16 protein-coding genes are annotated in these 22,306 nt (G+C 41.3%); 8 read left to right on the forward strand and 8 right to left on the reverse strand.

Annotated elements, in window-relative coordinates:
• Positions 1-341 precede the first annotated feature (341 nt).
• Positions 342-1,952: an ABC-F family ATP-binding cassette domain-containing protein gene (locus AAC855_RS04340; RefSeq protein ID WP_340608391.1), complete on the reverse strand. Its 1,611-nt coding sequence runs from the start codon at positions 1,950-1,952 to the stop codon at positions 342-344.
• 358 nt (positions 1,953-2,310) lie between these two features.
• Between AAC855_RS04340 and AAC855_RS04345 the strand changes: the two genes are divergently transcribed.
• A complete protein-coding gene (locus AAC855_RS04345; RefSeq protein ID WP_340608392.1) occupies positions 2,311-2,853 on the forward strand; it encodes a TetR/AcrR family transcriptional regulator in 543 nt (180 codons plus the stop codon).
• A gap of 103 nt (positions 2,854-2,956) precedes the next feature.
• On the opposite strand, the gene AAC855_RS21575 is transcribed toward AAC855_RS04345, so the two are convergent.
• The gene (locus tag AAC855_RS21575; protein WP_422824349.1) at positions 2,957-3,526 is read right to left on the reverse strand and encodes a DUF7000 family protein; all 570 of its coding nucleotides are present in this window, start codon (positions 3,524-3,526) and stop codon (positions 2,957-2,959) included.
• 309 nt (positions 3,527-3,835) lie between these two features.
• Between AAC855_RS21575 and AAC855_RS04355 the strand changes: the two genes are divergently transcribed.
• Entirely contained in the window at positions 3,836-4,759 is a 924-nt protein-coding gene (locus tag AAC855_RS04355; RefSeq protein ID WP_340608395.1) for an arginase family protein, read from the forward strand.
• 72 nt (positions 4,760-4,831) lie between these two features.
• Here AAC855_RS04355 and AAC855_RS04360 read toward each other — a convergent pair whose 3' ends face one another.
• From AAC855_RS04360 to AAC855_RS04370, 3 genes are all read right to left on the reverse strand, one after another.
• Positions 4,832-6,550, reverse strand: a complete 1,719-nt coding sequence (locus tag AAC855_RS04360; RefSeq protein WP_340608396.1) for a thiamine pyrophosphate-dependent enzyme — start codon at positions 6,548-6,550, stop codon at positions 4,832-4,834.
• Positions 6,551-6,939: 389 nt separating this feature from the next.
• Positions 6,940-7,446, reverse strand: a complete 507-nt coding sequence (locus tag AAC855_RS04365) for a YaiI/YqxD family protein (RefSeq protein WP_340608397.1) — start codon at positions 7,444-7,446, stop codon at positions 6,940-6,942.
• 371 nt (positions 7,447-7,817) lie between these two features.
• Positions 7,818-8,561 (reverse strand): DUF4184 family protein, encoded by a 744-nt coding sequence (locus tag AAC855_RS04370; RefSeq protein WP_340608398.1) that lies wholly within the window; start codon positions 8,559-8,561, stop codon positions 7,818-7,820.
• Between the two features lie 447 nt (positions 8,562-9,008).
• Here AAC855_RS04370 and AAC855_RS04375 point away from each other — a divergent pair, with 447 nt between their 5' ends.
• A complete protein-coding gene (locus AAC855_RS04375; RefSeq protein WP_340608399.1) occupies positions 9,009-9,737 on the forward strand; it encodes an SDR family oxidoreductase in 729 nt (242 codons plus the stop codon).
• 19 nt (positions 9,738-9,756) lie between these two features.
• A complete protein-coding gene (locus AAC855_RS04380; protein WP_340608400.1) occupies positions 9,757-11,385 on the forward strand; it encodes an FGGY-family carbohydrate kinase in 1,629 nt (542 codons plus the stop codon).
• Positions 11,386-11,467: 82 nt separating this feature from the next.
• On the opposite strand, the gene AAC855_RS04385 is transcribed toward AAC855_RS04380, so the two are convergent.
• Positions 11,468-11,824, reverse strand: a complete 357-nt coding sequence (locus tag AAC855_RS04385) for a cupin domain-containing protein (protein ID WP_340608401.1) — start codon at positions 11,822-11,824, stop codon at positions 11,468-11,470.
• Positions 11,825-12,317: 493 nt separating this feature from the next.
• Between AAC855_RS04385 and ydeE the strand changes: the two genes are divergently transcribed.
• The gene (gene ydeE / locus AAC855_RS04390) at positions 12,318-13,514 is read left to right on the forward strand and encodes an efflux MFS transporter YdeE (protein ID WP_340608402.1); all 1,197 of its coding nucleotides are present in this window, start codon (positions 12,318-12,320) and stop codon (positions 13,512-13,514) included.
• A 34-nt stretch (positions 13,515-13,548) separates the two neighbouring features.
• Positions 13,549-14,658 (forward strand): NAD(P)/FAD-dependent oxidoreductase, encoded by a 1,110-nt coding sequence (locus AAC855_RS04395; protein WP_340608403.1) that lies wholly within the window; start codon positions 13,549-13,551, stop codon positions 14,656-14,658.
• 74 nt (positions 14,659-14,732) lie between these two features.
• Here the strand turns inward: AAC855_RS04395 and AAC855_RS04400 are convergent, their stop codons facing one another.
• Positions 14,733-15,653 carry a LysR family transcriptional regulator gene (locus AAC855_RS04400; protein WP_340608404.1) on the reverse strand — a complete coding sequence of 307 codons (921 nt, stop codon included), beginning with the start codon at positions 15,651-15,653 and terminating at the stop codon, positions 14,733-14,735.
• Between the two features lie 122 nt (positions 15,654-15,775).
• Here AAC855_RS04400 and AAC855_RS04405 point away from each other — a divergent pair, with 122 nt between their 5' ends.
• Positions 15,776-16,978 carry an MFS transporter gene (locus AAC855_RS04405; protein WP_340608405.1) on the forward strand — a complete coding sequence of 401 codons (1,203 nt, stop codon included), beginning with the start codon at positions 15,776-15,778 and terminating at the stop codon, positions 16,976-16,978.
• A gap of 146 nt (positions 16,979-17,124) precedes the next feature.
• Positions 17,125-18,912: an ABC transporter ATP-binding protein gene (locus AAC855_RS04410; protein WP_340608406.1), complete on the forward strand. Its 1,788-nt coding sequence runs from the start codon at positions 17,125-17,127 to the stop codon at positions 18,910-18,912.
• A gap of 123 nt (positions 18,913-19,035) precedes the next feature.
• Here the strand turns inward: AAC855_RS04410 and AAC855_RS04415 are convergent, their stop codons facing one another.
• Complete coding sequence (locus AAC855_RS04415; RefSeq protein WP_340608407.1) at positions 19,036-22,041, reverse strand: non-ribosomal peptide synthetase; 3,006 nt, start codon at positions 22,039-22,041, stop codon at positions 19,036-19,038.
• Positions 22,042-22,306 lie beyond the last annotated feature (265 nt).

Below are 22,306 nucleotides of genomic sequence, written 5' to 3' on the forward strand. Positions count from 1 at the left end.
CCCCACGTTGAAAAAAGAAAGGTTAACCCCATAGATAAATATAGTGCAGACATTTAGATTGAGCCAGGAATAGACATTAGCATTGAGCCTCTACAATTAAGGGTTCGCATAATGAATATTATGTTAAATTAAGATCATATAACATCATAGACTCACTCTACCTCTGTATTGCTTATTGGTTTGTATTAGGGTTCCTTCCCTACTCTTCTCAAAAAGTTAGACACCATTATAAATGGTGATTTATGAACACATTTATACGAGTGTTCCAGAGCAACAGTTAATAACCCCCAAAACATATCAGTGGCTAAAGCTTTGCAACAGAGAATTAGAAACATCCAATGTCATGATTCATTAAGTAAATAGTGCTTATAATCTTCAAGATCGCCATCAAAGTCCTTTACCTCCCCATTATTGATTAGCCAGAATTCATCACATACTGAACGTAAAAGTGCTCTGTCATGACTCACAAGTAGCACTGTTCCGTCATACTGATTAAGCGCTAACGCCAGAGCCTCTCGTGTTGTTAAGTCAAGATGGTTAGTCGGTTCGTCAAGGAGCAGGAAATTCGGTTTTTTCCAGACGATCATTGCAAGAACAAGACGTGCTTTTTCTCCACCACTCATTGTACCCACGGGCTGTGTAATCATGTTTCCGCTGAAATTAAATGTACCCAGATAATTTCGTAACTCCTGCTCTCGGCTTGAAGCAATATACGTCATGGAAAGCCGAACCATATGCTGCAAAGGAGAATCTTCAGGCTGTAAGACATCAAGCTCATGTTGTGCGAAATATCCAATGTTCAGCCCTTTCCCTTCGGTTAGGGATCCGGATAGTGGCGGTATTGCCCCTGCTATCGTTTTTATAAACGTCGATTTACCCTGCCCGTTCGCACCCAAAATACCTACCCTTTGTCCTGCAAGGATTGTACGGTTTATTCCACTTAGGATCAGCACCGGCTTCTGATCATCAGATCCAGCGTGTGGACTATAGCCAAAGTCAAGATCACGTAATGCCAGCATCGGGTTAGGAAGACTAGCTGGCTCACTGAACAGTAAAGTAAATTCACTGTCCGCGATTACAGCAGACACCTTTTCCATTCGTTCGAGTGCTTTGATTCTGCTTTGGGCCTGTCTGGCTTTAGTCGCTTTATAGCGAAACCGATTTATATATTTCTGCAGATGACTGAGCTGCTCCTGTTGTTTGGTGTAGGCAGCCTGCTGCAATTCTAGCTGCTGTGCTCTTAGCGTTTCGAATAAACTATAATTTCCGTTATAGCGGATCAGCTGATTGTGCTCCAGATGAACGGTAACATTCGTTATGTTGTCCAGAAACTCACGGTCATGACTGATAATTATGATTGTGCCTGTGTGAATACTTAACCATGATTCAAGCCATGATAAAGCATCAAGATCTAAGTGGTTTGTCGGTTCATCCAGAAGCATCAGATCAGAAGGACACATCAGAGTACGGGCTAGTTGCAGGCGCATACGCCATCCCCCTGAAAACTGATTTACCGGCGTATTCATTTCTTCGGGTCTGAAGCCTAATCCCATCAGGAGCGACTGTGCCCGTGGTGCAGCATCATAGTCACCAGCATCGGATAAATCACAATATGCCTGAGCCATAGCCATGCCATCATCCTGTTCTGTCGCTTGTATGAGGCGAGCTCGGGCTGCCATCAGCTCTGTGTCTCCGGCAATAACAAAATCGGTAGCACCTTCAGTAGATTCAGGCATGTTTTGATCAACCTGAGTTATTCGACAATATTTTGGTAGATCAACATCACCGTTTTCTTCATTCATTCTGCCGGAGATCAAAGCAAATAAAGTAGATTTACCCACACCGTTTCTTCCGACTAAACCAACCTTCTCACCTTGGTGTATTTTCAGGTTTGCTTTATTCAGAAGAACTTTGCTGCCGTGTTGTAATACAACATTTTTTAAATTAATCATTTGGTTAATACTCTTAACGTTTCAGATTTTTGCCAGTCGCCTGCTGATCCCATATCAAACAGTGCAATGTGTTAACTCTGCTACGGCAAATAATGCACCATAAACTCAAATGAATCAATATTGATTCATTTGAGTTTATATCAATACATTTCAACTATCCTAGTCAGAACATCAGAAAAACAAGCTTTGATCTTCAAGAAATTATTTTCATTCTCATCAATGAAATAGACGAAAGTAATGCATTTGAGTCAATTTTGATTTAAATAATTTATATAAGAGTCTTTTTAATTCAGAAATAATATGCTTACAATATGTTCATTTGATACATGGATTGAGTAGGCACTGGGGGGGGCCTAGCATGGTTAATATGCATACAAAAGATGAAAAATTTATGGCGTCGCTAGCAATAGCGCTTGTTGATCACCCGAGGGCGACACTCAAGGAACTGGCAGAAGCAATTGGCATCAGTAAGGCTACTCTGTACCGTTTTTGTAAAACCCGTGAATTGCTTATTCAAAATTTGACAACCCATAGCGTGAAAATTATGAACAAAGCCATCTACGGTGCACAACTGCAAGACCTACCTGTAGATATAGCTTTGAGAAAACTGATTGAAAACTACTATGAACACCGTGAAATATTATCATTCATGATATTTTATTGGGAAAACCTTCAGATCGAACGGGAGGTGGAGGATGAATGGAGTAGTAATCTCGACAACTTTTTCTTACGCGGACAAAAAGAAGGAATATATCGTCTCGACATCAGCTCAGCTGAGCATACCGAGATTTTCACGTCTATCATTCGTGGGCTGGTTTATGCCGAACGCAGAGGTCGCGTGGGGCGAGCTGGTTTAATAGCCCTGACAGAAAAAGCCTTTCTCAACGGTGCAAAAGTTTAGTGCTTTTTGCTAGAAGCTGAAAATGGAATATTTTTGATTATTTTCATAATAAGCAGCATTGCTCCAATAACTCAAATATAAAAATCGAGACGCAGATAGCCAATTAACATGGTTTGTCACCCGCCTCAAAAGCTCTGAGGTTGTCGAGTACAGCCTCAGAGATACGTAACGCTTCTTCTTTGATCTGTACAGTAAGTAGAGTCACATTGGTGAAATCCGGTGACTCGACAAGCACGGTCTCTAACACACTGTACTGAGGCATTTCGGTGCGTTTTGCATTCCACGAACTATTTTTCAGTGTGTTCCAGTATGCTTTCTGGACTGTTGCGTTTTTTCCCATCAACCATAACTCGAAGCGTAAAGCTTTATGGTTCAGAACAATGCCAAAGCGCAATTTTCGCTCCCGAAGATAGTCGTTAAAGAATGGGAAATACGTAAAATCCATATATCCGGGCGAGATATTTCCGAAAGAAAACTTATTGGTAAGATTGCTTGTAAAATACGCCTTTAGATGCATCACGTACCGTAATAAATAATGATATGTCTTTTGGATATCCCCTTGTTCAAGCTGGGTTTTGTATACGGCGATGCGTTTATCGATACTTTGTATATCACTGCTTATGTCAATCGCAGAAAATGTGTAGGGTATTTCGGGCTTATTATCGTCAGTCATGATTTTATCTCATAGGTTTTATCTTGGCGCATAACAGGCAGTTACTTGAACCATTAAGATAGCAAATGGCCGGAGTAGTCATTGCATTAGTTTAGATAAACTTATCCAGATGTCTAACGCTGTCAAGCGCTAGGAAGAAACAAGTCATCTCGTTGTTTTACTGCTCTACTCTGCATTTTTTACTTGCATACATGATGTTGAAATTAATTGAAAATAGTTTGTTTAGCTAATGTATTTACTCTTCTGATTGTTCTATCTATGATTCAACATTAATTCATTCGAATATGGTTATTTATCAATGGAGTTTTCATGATTCATATCATTCTTGCACCAACCAATCTTGGGTTAAGCCCCCTATGGGAAGGACACATACCCGGAACATGGCGGGCTCCACAAGTACTGATGGAACATGGATTAGCGAAAAAACTGCAAACTGATGTGATCAGCAAATTATTGTCGCCAGTATATTCACCTGAACCTCAAATTGGGACGCGAATACGCAATGGTTATGGTATTCGTGACTTTAATTTACAGTTGGCGGAGGAAGTGGCTAAGGTACAAAAAAGTGGCAACTTCCCACTAATTATTGGTGGTGACTGCTCAATTCTATTAGGCGCATTGGCGGGATCTCGTCGTACAGGGCCTATTTCACTTATTCACATTGATGGAAACAGTGATTATCGCCATCCGGATAACTACGATACAGATCAAGTGTTAGGCGCAGTCGCGGGTATGGATTTGGCTTTGGCAACAGGTCGTGGTGAGGCGTTATTAACAGATTGGCCTGAGATAGAAAGCCCGTTAGTGCCAGAGCAGCAGGTACTCCAGCTAGGTGAGCGCGAGAACCGAGATGCTGATTTCGCCTGGCCTGATATTAACCAAACGGCTATTTCACAGATTGATGTATTTACAGCAAATTCAATAGGTGAAAAAGGGATCCTCAATAAAATTGAGCTCATGTTAGGTGCTCAACCGACATGGCGCTTTTTGGTACATTTAGATATTGATGTTCTTGATCAAAGCATCATGCCGGCAGTTGATTCACCGGGTAGTCCGGGTATTGAACTGAGTTGGTTAAAAAATATCGGCGCTCAATTAATCAATAACCCATTATGTTGTGGTATGACTGTTTCAGTTTTCGATCCTGATTTAGATCCCGATGGTTGTTATGCAGAGCTGATTATTGAAATGCTCGAAGAAATGTTCCTGCGCTGTAGATCCCCTTCCCTCTGAAAATTGTATTTCAAGAGGTACTTTCTTATAGGATATCAAGTCTGATTGATATCCTATAAGTAGCATATAACCTTACTTACGAATAAAATTATCGATGATCAGCCCAATTGCTTCTTCGCTACGCCCATGCAAAATAGCTTTTGCAGTATATAACCCCATTCCAACCACGCTATTTAATTCTACATTTGGTGGCATCACTAATTCATTTGGCGAAGTATGTACATCTAGCACCGCTGGGCCATCATGATTTAGAAAACGAATAACGGCTTCTTCTAAATCCTCCGGTGATTCAATCGATTCGCCAAAGATCCCCAATGATGTCGCAAGCTTGCTAAAATCAGGGTTATCTAAATCAGTATAATTATTAAGAAGCCCTTCTACTTTCTGTTCCAGCTCTACGAAGTTAAGTGATTTATTATTAATTACCACTACTTTCACAGCGAGTTTTTCTTGTGTCATTGTCAGTAAATCACCCAATAACATCGCTAAACCACCATCGCCAGAAATAGAGATAATTTGACGTTCAGGGAACGCTTTCTTTAGCCCTAGTGCCTGAGGCATTGCATTAGCCATTGTGCCATGTTTTAAGCTGGTCAGTGTTCTTCTTTGGCCATTGGTATTGATATAACGTAATAACCACACCATCGCAGAACCACCATCTGCCGTAAAAATAGCATCTTCATCAGCATGTTTATCCAACAACTGAACTAAATATTGAGGATGAATAATTTTTGATTTTGCCCCCTTATCCAACCAATTTATTTTTTCCAAGGTCTTTTTATGTAATTCGACAGATTTGTGCAAGAAACCATCATCGGTTTTCTTTTCAATAAGAGGAAGCAGCTCTGACAGCGTTTCTTTAACGCCACCATTAATTCCTAAATGAACAGAATGGCGTTTCCCTATGTTAGCTAAATTGATATCAACTTGTATGATAGTCGCCTTTTTGGGAAAAAATTGAGGCCAAGCAAAATCAGTGCCCAATAAGAGTAAAACATTGCAATTTTTTAGCATAGTAAAACCAGATTCTATACCAAGCATGCCCGTCATTCCCACATTATAAGGGTTATCATATTCAATAAAATCTTTTACGCGAGAAGTATGGGCGATTGGGGCTTGTAATTTTTCAGCTAACTGAATTAGTTCATCTCTTGCATCCTTACTACCTATTCCCGCATAAATTCCTATTTTGGTGCCTTTATTTAATAAATCAGCCAGTGATTTAATATCTTCTAAGGCAGGGATTACTTGAGGTGGATGATAATTAACCGCAATTTTTGATGTATATTCAATCTCTGATTTACTAATATTGACAGGTAGTATAATAACAGCCACCCCTTTTTGACTCAGCGCAGCACTAATTGCATTCTTTGTAATTTCAATCGCTTTTTCTGGGTCGCTAATTTCTTCACAAAAAACAGAGCACTCACTATACACTTTTTTAAAATCGACATACTGAGGGAAAGAACTATCAGTCATATCTGTTGCTAACTGGCTTGCAATTAGCACTACTGGTGCTCCGTTCCGATGAGATTCATACAATCCGTTGATGAAATGCAAGCTTCCCGGGCCACAAGAGCCCGCACATGCACTAATCTGTCCAGAAATGAATGATTCAGCGCCTGCTGCAAAGCCACCAACTTCCTCGTGACGAACATGCACCCACTCCATATCACTGGCATGAATAGCATCTGTTACATAATTAAGGGTATCACCAACAATACCATAACAATGTTTCACGCCGGAATTTTGAAGGATATCAACGATAACACTAGCAATATTTTTTTTCATAAAAGTAACCTAGCAATCATATGAATAGTAGATAAAAATGTTAACCACCCTTTTATATTAGTTGTTAATAAAATAAAAACCATGAAAATAAAACTTAGCCAAAGATAATGTAGCCATTACCGATGATATTAACAAGGAATTACTATGGATTGATTTGCTTTATGTTTTTATTTTTCTTCTAAAAGAAATATCCCTACATTCTTTTTATATTTTTTTAATCTTATTAAAATGTAACAAAAATTAATGATGATATATTTTTAATTCACATAATATTGTGGAAATAAAACTTACCGGATATTTTTCTTCTATATAAAAGGCCCCACCTACTTCAGTAGATGGGTATTAGGTTGTAATTTCCACAAATATAAAAAGTCGAAGCGATAATGCTTTTAGTAAAAATCTGTGTCTTTTTCTTTTGCTCTGGAAGCCGCTACGTTTCTTTTCAGGATTTTTTTTTGCTGCAATAACCATTTATCCAGCTCATTGGCGAATCGTTGACGATCACGTTGGTTTAGCGTAGCTGGCCCCCCTGTCTGGATCCCACTCGCTCGCATCGTATCCATAAAATCACGCATAGCCAGACGCTCACGTATTGTCGCATCGCTATAGCGCTCACCACGGGGATTGAGTGCGATAGCCCCCTTTTCCATCACCTCAGCGGCAAGAGGAATATCCGCCGTAATCACCAGATCACCACTTTCTGAGCGACGGACAATCTCATTGTCAGCGACATCAAACCCAGCAGGAACTTGTAAAGTACGTAAAAAGGCAGATGCAGGAACGCTTAATCGTTGATTTGCGACAAATGTAACCTGTATTTTTTCACGTTCTGCCGCACGATATAATACTTCCTTTATCACCTTAGGACATGCATCGGCATCTACCCATATAGGCATAACAAATTCCTCTCAATTTCATCTTTTTTAAATTCAAAATATTCCGACTATTTTAAAATAATCAAACCGTTTAGTGAGTTTATTTTAACCTTAAACAGCGTTTCCGTCTCTCATTGCTTTCTTTGGTGTAATTTTGTACAGATGATAAACTTCTCCTTTTGCTCCATCCCACACTGAGTAGCCTGTATATCCACATTTTTATCTACTGCCTTATCCACAGATAATGTGGACAAAAAAGCACTTAATGATTGCTTTCTCGGATCACAGAAGGCTTAAAGTCTGTTTACTATATGACGATAAAATACGCTATACATGCACCTTTCAAGTCGTTTTTTTGTTGGCTTCGCCCGTTCACTGGATTCACATCGTGATTATTGTTCCTGATATTTTATCCATGATGCCATTACCACCACAATAAACGCAAAAACAGGAACAGATAAAGTGAGTTCCTTAAAAATAAATTTGCTTATATTGATTCCTGATATATCCCAGGATAATAACAATGCTATCGGGCATGCAAAAATACCTGAAATAAAACCAATCATGATAAGACGAGAAAGTTTTCTTATGTTTTCTTTTTGTTCAGTGAGACTCCGTCTTTTATGATAGCGCCAATATATGATGACAATATACAGCAACCCTAAGAATGAGCTGAGATGTTGCAATATCTTATAGACGCCAACCCCCTGCCCGTTGGTAATGGATTGAAAGAGGCGAAATTGTAATAACGGATTTTTTTCGACAAAAAAACCTGTCTCATGTGTGAATGAATCCCAGATGATATGAGTTAGGGCACCTAAAAATAACGAAAGAACAAAAATAATCCAATCCTTATAACCTGATTTTTTATTCGGAGAAAAGGATATTGGGAAAAGGCCAGATAGAGAGGATGATAATAGATGCACAATTAAAAATATCAATAAACATAAAGGGAAAGCAGTATAAAACCATCCGGTTGAATTGTGCGCAGTTGTTGCAATGCCATATAAACCAACAGAGTAAAAAAGATCAGGAGACAAACTACCAGTAATGAGCGCGGGTAAATGTAATGATCTTCCTCCCGGAAGATGCTTCAGAGGGAAAACAGCTGCGGGATGAGAAAATGTCCATGGCATATTATAGGAGCCCCTGAAAAAACATTACAGTTTATGGTAATAAAATATTATCTAGTGAATATTACCATTACCTTTGGCAATTAACAATTGTTAATAATTAAAGGTATAAGTCAGCTCAGTTTATTTCATGAGTGTTTCAATTATCAGCATAAAGGAGACGATGAATTAATATCACAGGAAATATATCCCCAATACAGAATATCCCAATGAATAGTAAACATGGAACTATCACCTAAGAGGGAAATCTGTTGTGTTTTATTAATTTTTAAAAGAAATTAATTTATTGTTCCCTTATAAAAAATAGAAAATCAGAACTACACATTTCGGATGTGCGCCTTTGAATCTCAAATCCCCAAATTGACACTAAAGCCGGAAAGCCGCAATACTGTTATATTGATTGAGCAACACCCTCTTATCCCTATAAAAAAATTGCTGGAGTTTTCTTTTATGGCTATCTCGCTGGAAAATAAAGTCGCTGCTATCACTGGCGCAGCATCAGGTATCGGTCTTGAGTGTGCGCGAACTTTTATTAAGGCTGGTGTTAAAGTAGTTCTTATTGATCGTGCTGAAGAACGTCTGATGAAACTCGTTTCTGAACTTGGTGAAAATGCTATTCCGTTAGTTATTGATCTGATGAAGCCGGAACAGGTTGACGGCATACTTGATGAGATACTGAAAAAAGCCGGGCGTCTTGATATTTTCCACGCTAACGCAGGTGCCTATATCGGTGGTCCTGTTGCTGAAGGTGATCCCGATGTTTGGGATAATGTACTCAACCTGAATATTAACGCTGCATTTCGTAGTGTTCGTGCTGTGTTGCCCCATTTTATTGAGCAGAAATCAGGCGATGTTTTATTTACTAGCTCTATCTCCGGTGTGGTTCCGGTTGTTTGGGAACCTATTTACACGGCTTCTAAATTTGCAGTTCAGGCATTTGTTCACTCTACCCGTCGTCAGGTGGCTGAATATGGCGTGCGTGTTGGTGCCGTACTTCCGGGTCCTGTAGTCACTGCCTTACTGGATGACTGGCCTAAAGCGAAAATGGAAGAGGCTCTGGCAAATGGTAGCCTGATGCAGCCTATTGAAGTGGCAGAAGCAGTGTTATTTATGCTAACTCGCCCGAGAAATATTACCATCCGTGATTTGGTTATTCTGCCGAGCAGCGTAGATCTCTAGCCACGTAGCAAGGATAATCATGAACATTAATTTAGACAATAGATCGGATAGAGGCAAAGTCGTCATTGGTGTTGATGTCGGCACAGGCAGTGCTCGTGCCGGTATTTTTGATATGAACGGTAAAATGTTGTCATCAGCGAAACGAGATATAACGCTTTATCGTGATAATCCCCATTTTGTCGAACAGTCCAGCCGTGAAATCTGGGATGCCGTCTGCTATTGCATCAGGCAAGTCATGTCGTACTCTGGTTGTGCCCCACAACAAGTTGTGGGGATTGGTTTTGATGCGACCTGCTCACTGGTTGTTCTGGGAAAAGATAAGGAGCCAATTTCCGTCAGTCAGAGTAAGGACCCGAATCGCAATATTATTGTTTGGATGGATCATCGGGCAACAGCACAAGCAGAGTATATCAATGAGTTAGGTCATTCTGTTCTCAACTATGTCGGCGGTAAAATTTCTCCGGAGATGGAAACGCCAAAAATCCTCTGGTTGAAAGAAAATCACCGTGAATCATTTGATAGCGCATGGCAATTTTTTGATCTGGCCGATTTTCTGACTTGGCAATCCACCAGCTCTCTTTCCCGCTCTACTTGTACTGTAACCTGCAAATGGACTTACCTTGCACATGAAAAGCGCTGGGATGCAGATTATTTCAGGCAGATTGGCCTGTCTGAACTGGCAGATGAAAATTTTTACCGTATTGGACAGGACATTGTTGAACCGGGTACCCCTTGTGGTCAGGGACTAACAGACATTGCTGCGCAGCAGATGGGGCTACTGGCAGGTACACCCGTTGCAGCTGGGATGATTGATGCACATGCTGGAGGCATCGGAACAGTTGGTATCACTGGTGATGCAACACGTAACATGGCTTATGTATTCGGCACCTCTTCCTGTACGATGACGACAACGCTGGAGCCGGTATTTATACCCGGTGTCTGGGGGCCATATTTTTCTGCAATGGTACCCGGAATGTGGCTCAGTGAAGGCGGGCAAAGTGCAGCCGGAGCTGCCATCGATCAACTATTGTCTTTACACCCTGCCGCAATAGAGGCCAAAAAGATGGCAAAAGAAAAAAGCAAATCTTTGCCGGTTTTTTTAGCCGATAGGGTTCTGGAAAAAATACAATCAGCCTCTCACGCTGTAGCACTGGCAGAAGGCATACATGTTGTCCCTGAATTTCTGGGAAACAGAGCACCTTTTGCTGATCCTCATGCCCGCGCAGTTATCGCTGGGTTAGGGATGGAAAATAGCCTCGATAATCTGCTTTCGCTTTATATTGCCGGCATATGTGGGATTGGTTACGGGCTAAGGCAAATAATTGAAGCACAAGCGAAATCAGGCGCTACAATTGACAATATTGTTGTCAGCGGAGGTGCCGGCCAGCATCTTTTAGTCCGCCAGCTAATTGCAGACACTTGTGGTGTGACAGTCATTGCAACGCAGGCAAGTGAACCGGTTTTACTTGGCTCCGCTATTCTGGGGGCTGTTGCCGGAGGTGTATGTGAAAGTGTCAGCGAGGCGATGTTGCGTTTCTCTAGCATGGATTGTACATACGAGCCGAGCGAATCCTATCGTGAATCTCATAATATTCGCTTTACATCATTTCAGCGTCTCCAGCAATGCGCCAGAGAACTTAAGGGCTAGTGGCGAAATCACGGAATAACCCGTACTGACTGATTTACAACCGCCCCGTTTTTTCTTTTGGGGCGGTCGAAAAATATTGACTTTATTGTGCGCTCATCAGTTCGACAACCGTAATATTCAGGAGATGCGTCCCCGGATTAATGTCTTTATGAGGTTCTAGACCTTGTTGTGTATCCAGATAAACAGGAATACCTTTTTTCAAAATAATTTTGTCAGTTCTACCGCTTTTATAAACCACATCAAGCTCGCCATCTCGGTCAGAAACGATGACTCGTGGATGTTGATGGGAATGGAACGGGAGTTCTCCCTTCGGGCAAATGTGTGATGCCTTCACTTTGGCATTTTTGTTTTCAAAATAAAAAGTTGAATGCGTTGAACATGCTAATGCTAAAGTTGAGGACATGCAAAAAATGGAAATGGCGTAAATCAATGTTCTCATTGTGTTCTCCCGGATTATACGGCGAAAATGATGTAAAAAATGTAAAATTGATATTACCGCTTGATTTTACTGCAAAGAAGACTAATTAGAGACATACCTATAACGAAGAAAAATCATTTGATTAGAAAGTCTTTTCCACAATGGATTAATTGAAAGAGTGAGTTTGTCAGGTTTGAATATGTTAGATGTGAAAGAAAACACTATGGTTATAACACTTTCAAGCCCGAAAACAAAACCAAACAACATTGGAATAGTGGTTTAATGTTCAATCAAAAACCACTGTAAAAACCACCAGCATAATTATCTATTCTGAATTATCGGCACACGTTATTCCTTATTTATCACTTAATAATCAATCCAAATATGATGCAAAATGCCGTTTTTACCCTTTTCGCTCTTTTGTTCCACCTGAAGTATTTCCTATAGTTAAAAAACACTGTAGCTTAGCTATTTATTAACAATCGAATAACAAAAAATGTTTTCAGGGCGAGTCATGTTCTCCAAATCAAATATATCAACCACTGTGTTACTGATTTCTTCTTTGTTTTTGACTATAGGACGTGGAGCAACAATTCCGTTTATGGCTATCTATCTGTCCCGTCAGTATCAGATGCCTGTAAATCAAGTCGGGTTTGCGATAAGTGTTGCTTTGACGGTAGGTATACTTTTTAGTCTGGGGTTTGGAATTCTGGCCGATAAATTTGATAAAAAACGCTACATGATGCTAGCCATTATCGCATTTATCTGTGGTTTTATTGCGATCCCCTTGGTTAATCATGCCGGTTTAGTTGTCGTTTTTCTGTCTCTAATAAATTGTGCCTATGCAGTATTTTCGACAGTACTGAAAGGCTATTTTGCCGATACCCTGTCGGCGTCAACGAAAGCAAAAGTTTTTTCGCTGAACTATACCTTTGTTAATATAGGCTGGACTATCGGACCACCAATCGGTACATGGCTTTTGATGTACAGTGCCGATTTTCCGTTTTGGTTAGCTGCATTTTTCGCTGCTTTCCCTATCGTCTTTATCCAACGCTATGTTCAACGAATCAGAACTACCGAAAATAACCAAAATTCAGCCACTAAGTGGGATCCCGCAATGATGTTACGAGATCGCGCACTGGCATGGTTTATTCTTTCAACTTTTCTTGGCTCACTGGTATTCGGCTCTTTTACCATCTGGATCTCGCAATATGTCCTGACAGTTGCCGATAGTACCTTAGCTGAAGCCGTTATCGGTGTAGTATTACCCATCAATGCCGTGGTGGTGGTGACTTTACAGTATGCGGTAGGTAGGCGTATTCGTCCGGAAAATCTGAAAAACCTGATGACATTAGGTAGTATCTTTTTCTTTATAGGCATAGCGGTATTCATGACCGCGGACAAAAACCTTTACCTTTGGGGGATTGCAGCCCTTATTTTCACACTTGGCGAGCTAATTTATGCGCCGGGTGAGTATATGCTGATTGATAATATTGCCCCGGAAGGCATGAAATCGAGTTATTTTGCAGCTCAGACTCTGGGTTTTCTCGGTGGTGCGTTTAGCCCGATGTTAAGCGGTATTGTACTCACCGAATTTCCACCTCATTTGCTATTTATCACCCAGATGGGGCTTGTCGTTCTTGCATGGTTAAGTATGCTTAAAGGGATGAGTATCAAGCCGTTGAGTTCTGTTAAGTCACGTCAATTATAATCATTCTTATGTTATATATCGGTGAGCCGTAATAATGAAAGAGAATAAAATTGTTATTGTTGGTGCAGGTTTTGTGGGTACAACACTGGCGTGGTATTTATCTAATCACTATTTATCTAATGGTGAAAAAGGAAAAATTATCCTTATCGATAAGGGGCTGTTGGGTGACGGTGTAACTAAACAGTCCTTTGCATGGTTAAATGTTTCTTATGGCAAGTCCGATGCTGCCCGTAAACTCAGGCAACAAGCACTGAATGAGTGGCATGATCTGGATAAACAGACAAACGGAAAGTTAAATGTGAATTGGTCGGGTGCTATCAGTTGGCAAGAAACTGAATATGCGACCCGCCAATTTATTGATGAGCATAATAAATCGGGCTTTAAGATTACAGCTCTGACAAAAGATGAACTTCAAATATTAGAACCACAGCTTTCTGCCTATCCCGATATTGCGGCTTTTGCAACGGAAGAAGGTGCGGTCGATCCTATTCATGTAACACAAGTTCTTTTGCAGGAAGCCATAAACAATGGGGTGATTTATCTGCCGGAAACAGAAGTCACCTCCATTAATCATAATGGAAAATATATCACTGGCGTGACAACGTCACAGAAAACTATCCATGCTGAACAGGTAGTGCTCACAGCAGGTGTCGGTACCATTTCTTTAATGGAGACACTAGGCGAATCGGCTTACCTGTCTGCCTCCCCTTCTATCATCGTGCAATATCAGCATCAGGCTGAATTCCCTTTTGCCCACCATATTATTTCAACTCCTGATTTAGAAATCCGCCCAATATCAGGAACAAGGCTGCTTGCCGCAGAAGATTACATCAGTGATCAACCTGAACATAGTGCTATATGTATTGCTCAGAAAGCCCTGCCTGTCATCAAGAAAGCCTTTATAGGCAGTGATAACTTACGTTTAGAACAGGCTTCCATTGGCATACGCCCTATGCCAGATGATGGAATGCCCATTGTTGGAAAAGTGTCTGATTATCAAGGGTTATATATAGTCAGTATGCATACGGCAATTACACTTGCACCATTGATATGTCGGCTGGCACAAGAAGAGATCATAAATGGCACTGAACAAGCGGAATTAAAACCATTTCGGATTTCCCGTTTTGTTTCTGGAAACCACTAAGCCTTAATCTGAATATCATTTTCAGAAGACGACTACACGGAATATCAAAATTCAGTTACAAACATAAAAGTAAACTACGTTCTATCCCAAGGGGCGGGCTGCCATTGTTCAACTAAAAAATCGACAAAATCACTTACGCGACGAGGCACTGGCGAGCGTAATGTACGTACCACATGTATAGGTTTTTCTGGTTCAAACCATTCAGGCAGGACATGTACTAGTACCCCGCTACGTAATTCTTCAGCAACATCCCATATTTCGCGTAATGAAATGCCCATCCCTGCTCTACACCAAGCGCGCAGGGCACTACCATTATCACTGCGCAAGTTTCCATTGACTTTTACATTCTCAATTTTTACGTCTTGTCCACAGTGTCTTAGTACCCAGTAGTTTTGGCGTAATCCAGGGTAAGTAAACAATAAGCACTGATGCTGGCACAATTCTTCAGGGTGTGCAGGTGAACCATGTTGTTTTAGGTAGCTTGGTGAAGCTACCAAAATACGGCGACTATCAGTCAATCGACGAATAACGAGTTGGGAATCGTTCAAATGACCAATGCGTACAGCTAAGTCTATATCATTTGAATAAATATCAACGATTTGATCGCTCAAGCGTAAATCGAATTTTAACTCAGGGTGGAGTTCTCGAAAGATGGTAATCAGCGGAGCAATATAACGAGAACCAAGTGATACGGGAGCGGTGATACGAAGCATTCCAGATAATGTTTCCGTTCCTTGTTGAGCAATTTCCACTACATTATCAAGTTGTTCTAATGCAAAACGTACGCGTTTCACTATAGCGCGTCCTTCATCAGTGATACGTAATTGGCGCGTGGTACGATCAAATAAACGAGTACTGAGTGCTCGTTCTAGTCTTGCTATCTGTTTACTCACAGTCGCTGGTGCTAAATCCAATGCTCGAGCCGCAGCCGAGAATCCATTGCAATCCACCACTTTCAGTAAAACAACCAGATCATCAAGGTTTCGTATCTTCATATATTCCATATCGCCATAAGTATTTTAACGATTTGATTCTTTATTGGAATAAGTAGTGTACCTATGATGGTGGTTAATTTTCAATATACCGCCTTAACCGGTGTTATTAAGGAATGGTTCTCATGCCCGTAATTATTTACATGTTCACCCTTTGTTCTTTTTCTATAGGATTTACTGAATTTGTTACTATCGGATTGGTTTCAGCAATCTCAGACGATCTTCATATTAAAATAACATCTGTAGGACTTACAGTAACTGCTTATGCACTTGGTGTTGTAATTGGTGCCCCAATTCTTACTGCATTGACTAATAAGTGGAGTAGGAAAAAATTACTAATAACGGCAATGTGTACTTTTGTCATTGCAAATTTTATTGCAGGAATATCATATAATTTACCATTATTATTAACTGGTCGTTTATTATCAGGGTTTGCTCATGGCGTTTTTATTGCTGTCGCGGCTGGTGTAGCCACTAGATTAGTTCCGGAAAATAGGTCTGGAGCAGCTATTTCACTTGTATTTGGAGGAGCTACTGTAGCAATGGCGTTTGGAGTTCCTCTTGGAACTTGGTTGGGAAATATTTTTCATTGGCAGATCATTTTTTTAATGCTGAGTTTTTTTGGGCTAATTGGCACAATGGGACTGATAAAACTAATGCCACCTGAGAAACAAAAATCCGTTAATGTAACTAACAGTCTATCTGCAATCATCAACCCACGGTTACTAGGGGCTGCATTAATCCCAATGATTTCATATACTGGTATCTTTACATTATATACTTTTATCTCTCCTGTTCTTCGTAGTATTACAAATCTAGATGTGACAATGGCCAGCCTACTTCTTTTTACATTTGGTATTGGTGCGGCTATCGGTAACTACATAGGTGGGGTATTAACAGATAAGCTAGGAAATAATAAGGCGTCTTTAGCTATGTTATTGGGATGTGTAATGGTACTCTTACTCATCGGACTATTTTCAACAAATATTATTATAATTTCAATATTAATCACTTTACTTGGATTAACGACTTTCGGCGCCATTTCACCATTGCAATCAAGAATAATTGATATAGCTAAAATACATACTCCAGACTCAGTTGATACAGCATCTGGAATGAATATTGCTGCATTTAACACAGGAGTAGTATGTGGTTCTCTATTTGGGGGATTAACCATTAGTTATTTAGGTTTAACAAGCCTCTCATGTGTAGGTGCAGTAATAACATTCACATCTGTTATTATTTTAATTATCCAAATAAGATTGAACGCAACCAAATCGTATTGGATTAATCGATCACGTAATTTCTCTGATCAATATTTCCGGTGACTGAAAATAACTAAAGGTAAAGTGGGCTTTCTAGCCTGCTTTATCTTATGTTTACCTTGGATTTTCTAAGGAGTAGGCTACTCTACTCCTCAGAAAGCCTCAGGTATTTTGGAAAAAACATTATTAATTGAGTGGAAACTTGGATAATGAAGCATATGGACAATTTTGACGATTACGAAAAACTTTCTGCACGCCACGTCTCTTTGCAACGCATTCTGACCCTATTTAAACCTTGGCGGGGACGCATTATTTTTATTGGCTTACTCATCGTTATTGGGGCTGGTATTGGCGTTCTCGCGCCCTTTTTATTACGCGAAATTATTGATGCTGCACTGCCCCAACAAGATATACGGCTCCTTGGCTGGTTAGCATTAGGTTTGATCGTGATTACCGCTCTGAACGCAGCGATTAACGCGGCACAAATGATATTATCCACCAAGATAGGTCAAGCCATTATGCATGAGCTGCGGGTACGGCTCTATGGGCACCTGCAAACGCTTTCTCTTGCCTTTTTCACACGAACTCGGACAGGTGAAATTCAATCAAGTATCGCCAGTGACATTGGCGGACTTCAATCTGTCGTCAGTAATACGGTGACCGAAATTATTCGCAGTGCCACCATTACCGTAACCACCGCCATCGCGATGCTGTTGCTGGACTGGAGACTCGCCCTGTTTTCCTTTGCCGTCTTGCCGCCATCACTTTGGATCAGCCATAGAGTCGGACTCATACGTGAACGCCTGACCCATAAACAACAAGATGGTCATGCAAATATGTCTGCGATCGTACAAGAAACGCTATCAGCGCCAGGTATTATCCTGTCGCGTACTTTGGCACGCAGTTTTTTTCTGATCCAGCGTTTTGAAAAAGCCTCATCCAGAACATTGCATTTAGAAGTGCGTGCACATACTGCCGGTGAATGGTCATGGTCGGTGATTGAACTATTACTCGGTGCGATGCCCGCGTTGACATTACTATTGGGCGGCTTGCTGATTGGACAAGGCGTGCCAGTGACCATCGGTACGCTCGTGGCTCTGATCGCATTACAGGAGCAATTGTTGTGGCCCTTAGAAAATTTATTGGAAAATGCGGTAAAACTGCGGACTACACGGGCACTATTTACACGTATTTTTAAATATTTAGATACCCCTCCCGATATTGTGGAGCCTGTTCAGGTTCGAAACCTCAGTAAAGAAGGTCTTCGTGGTCATGTACGATTTGAAAATGTCAGTTTTAGCTACGATAGCACTGAGATGTCAAGCTTACGCAATGTATCAATAGATATCCCGGCAGGGAGTCATGTGGCTATAGTCGGCCCAACAGGTGCAGGTAAAAGTACCTTCGGTTATCTTCTGGCCCGACTGGTTGATCCGAGTCAAGGTCGGATTACCATTGATGGCATTGACCTTCGAGAGATGAGCTTTGAACAACTTGCCAGCGTACTCGGCGTAGTCACGCAAGAACCATTTCTCATGAATACCAGTATCGCAGAAAACTTACGCTTTGCCTGCCCCGAGGCGAGTGATGAGGATCTTGTTGCGGCTGCGCGTACTGCACAAATCCATGATTTAATCGTCTCGCTACCTGAAGGCTATCAAACCAAAGTGGGTGAACGTGGCTATCGCTTTTCAGGCGGAGAAAAACAACGGCTCGCACTGGCTAGAACGATCCTGCGTAACCCGCCAATTCTACTGCTCGATGAAGCAACCAGTGCGCTTGACAACACAACAGAGCAGGCAATTTCCCTTGCTTTGGCGCAAATGGCATCTGAACGCACCGTCATTTCTATTGCGCACCGTCTCTCAACTATTCGTCATGCGGATCAAATATTGGTGCTCAAGGAGGGTCAGTTAAAAGAATGGGGAACCCATCAACAGTTGGTCGAAAAAGATGGCATCTATGCCGAACTGTTACGTACAGCTGAACCAACCTAAAATTCAGCTATAGTCTGTGAAAGGCAGTTAACACAAAGATAGTGAAAAGATTTAACGGGGCTCTGTTATATAGCCCCGTTTATAATTACCTGCTCCGTCAGCAAAATGTTAGTTGGGAAGACGTCAGTTGGGAAGATAGTAGGTAAGATATTTTGAGAGTAGCTCTTTTCCCATCGGGGTGAAATGTACCGAATGCCCTGCATTAGCTAATGCCAGACTGGTATTTCTGGAGTCGTAAATTGGCATATTCTCGCTGACTTCCCAGCGTGTTAATTGTTGGTAGACGCGTTCAGAAAGCATAGGTAACAGGGGAAACAACGCGTTGTCGTGTAAGTGAGGGTCAGAAGTCAGTTTGGAAACCCATTCACTATAAGGGAGTGATTGCAGCGGAGCACCATGACACTCTTCCAGAAGATGAAAGAACTTATCAACACTAACGGATTGTTCTCTTTCCGGAGGAACGAGGTGGTACACCTGTCCTAAGTTCTTTGTATCCGCGGCGATAGTTAAGAGTGCAGCACTGACATAGTCGACAGGAACAAATTCTTTCCACTGTAGTGGTAATTTCGGACAGGCGCCGATAGCAATACATCCCATTATCAGGCGTGCCACGAAATCATTAGGGTTACCGACACCACGAACACTATCCCCCATGATAAAACCGGGCCGATAGACGGATACTGGGATACCTAGTTCCCGTGCCTGCAACATCAGTTGTTCAACAACCCACTTGCTTTGTGCGTAGCCGATATCGTATTTAAGACCTTCAATATAAGGTATAAGGCTATCATTCTCGTAGACTCGGGGTTTCGCGTTCAATAATCCCACCGGGCCAAATACGGCAATCGTTGAAGCGTAATGCACCGCTTTTGCTTTACCTTGTGTGGCGAAACGAAGAATATTCAGTGTGCTATCAATGTTAGAAGAACGTTGGATTCGGTAAGGATGAATATAGTTAACATTCGCTGCCAGATGAAAAATAACATCACACGTACTAGCCAATTCATGGTGAAGCTCGTCACTTAACCCTAAGTTTGATTGAGACAGATCACCCGCGATAGCTTTAATACGTCCTGCAAACGAAGGTTCCCATAATCCGTACTTGGAGAGCGTATTTTCAATACGTTGGTATGCCGTATTGTCGTCTTTTGCCCGAACGAGACAAATTACATTTTTTATATTCCCTTTTATCTTCTTGAAAGTGAGCAATTCACGTAAGAAAAATGCCCCAAGAAAACCGGTCACACCCGTCAAAAAAATGGAAGGACTGGCAAGTTCTGCCCAATTCTGAGGTGCTTCAGATAATGGTTTGATATCGGTTGGAAGTTGTCCATCGTGTAGCCATTCTTTAACTTCATCATCCAATATAGGAAGCGTGTTTCCTTGTGAAATGATTTTGGCAAGTTGTCGAAGGTTCGGTACTTCGTAAAGGGTTTGTACCAGAAAATGTTGGTTGAATTGGCGAGCTAATTCAATCACAAGGCGCGCAGCTTGCAGGGAACTTCCCCCTATCTGAAAGAAATTATCATCAAGGGAGATTTCGCTATGATTCAGGATCTTGCTCCAGATAAGAAATACTGCATATTCGGTATCATTAAAACCTGCCGGACGCTCCTCTGATGGTGCTGGTTTTTCCAGCAAAGCCATTAATTTACGATGGTCTGCTTTTCCGTGCGGTGTTGTCGGAATATCTTCAATGACGAAAATACGAGGCAGCATATATGCAGGAAGATACTCCTCCAATTCGTGTATAAGCCGTTCTTGATTAAACGTTTCTGGCGAGTGTGGTACAACAAAAGCAGCCAGAAAATCGTCTTCACCTTCGTGATCTTCGTGTTTCACAGCACAGACCTTGGTCAGACGAACTTCTTTACTTTCCAGAAGACGAACTTCTATTTCTTCCAGTTCGATACGATGACCACGTAATTTCACCTGACTGTCCATACGACCAGAGTACATAAAGACACCATCGTCACGCTGCCAGCTCAGATCGCCCGTTTTATAAAGCCGTATTGGTTCGGAATGCCCGGGAATAGAAACATGCACAAAGCGATCAGCATTCAGCTCCTCGCGGTTCCAGTAACCTCGTGAAAGCCCCTCACCACCGAGATAAAGTTGCCCCAAATTTCCGGGTGCCAGAAGTTTCATATTATCGTCTAAAACAAATGCACAGGTATGGTTTATGGGGCGCCCGATAGGAACACTACCATCCACCAGATCTTCCAGCCTGATATCGTGTGAAAGCGCAAATATGGTACTTTCCGTTGGACCATATCCATTAAGAATATGTTGGGGTGGCGAGCCGCCTTCCAGAACCAGTTTTACTGTATGAGCATTGAGCGCTTCTGCCCCTATCACAAGATAGCGAATTTCACGGAATGCCTGCGGGTATGTTTTTGCTATCAGATTGAAAAGTGTTGCCGCAATGAAAACAATCGAAATTTCTTGGCTCGTCAGTTCAGACTGAAAATATTCTATGTCCAGCACATCTTTTTTGGGAGGAATGAAAGCTGTTGCACCGTTGAGCAGTGTTCCCCAGACTTCAAACAATGATATGTCGAATGTTGAGTTACAGGTACAGGCAATGCGGTCTTCCGGAGTGATATTGATATATCCCGCATCGACAATCACCCGCATAATACCTTTACTCTCAACCTGTACCCCTTTGGGCTTACCGGTTGTACCCGAAGTAAAAAGTACATGAGTTCGATGAGTCGGGGCCAGACAAGCAATATCGGTATCAGCTAGCTCCTCTCCTGCTGCAAGCAAATCAGAAAATGAAACGAATGTCGTTTTTAATTGGGGAAATTTGTCTGGAGAATCGGTAATTGTCCACTTCACCGCCAGATCTTCCAGCATATCGTTTAAACGAGCTGGGGGAACATTTGGATCAAGAGGTACACAGCTTCCACCAGCCATCAGAATAGCAATCTGGCTCGTAATTTGCGCTATGCCCGGAGGCAATAAGATGGCAACAGGCACTTCATGTGTTATTCCGAGAGATCGCAGCGAGCCTGCGATGGTCGCTGAATGCAATTTCAGAGTTTGATAACTGAGTTCTGTTTCGGGCGTGAAAATTGCGATTTTTTCCGGATAATTCTGGACCTGTTTTAGGAAATGAGACAACATGCAACCCCCTACAAGGCGATGGGATAATTTTACTAATCAATTTCGGTAACAATAAAAAACTATCACCTTAAGTGATTATTTGAATGATGAACGTTGTCTCTTTCAAATACAAGTACCTCTAATAAGCTTTATGCTTTTCATCCTTTTTTTGCGACGTATTTCAAAAAAATCCACTTTTTTCTAATTAAAAAATTAATTGAGAAAAATTTATGAATAACTCCCTTTTTAAGGGATAATTTAACCCGTAATCACAAATATCAAATAC

The sequence above is a fragment of the Xenorhabdus bharatensis genome (genome assembly GCF_037996705.1).
Classification (GTDB): Bacteria; Pseudomonadota; Gammaproteobacteria; order Enterobacterales; family Enterobacteriaceae; genus Xenorhabdus; species Xenorhabdus bharatensis.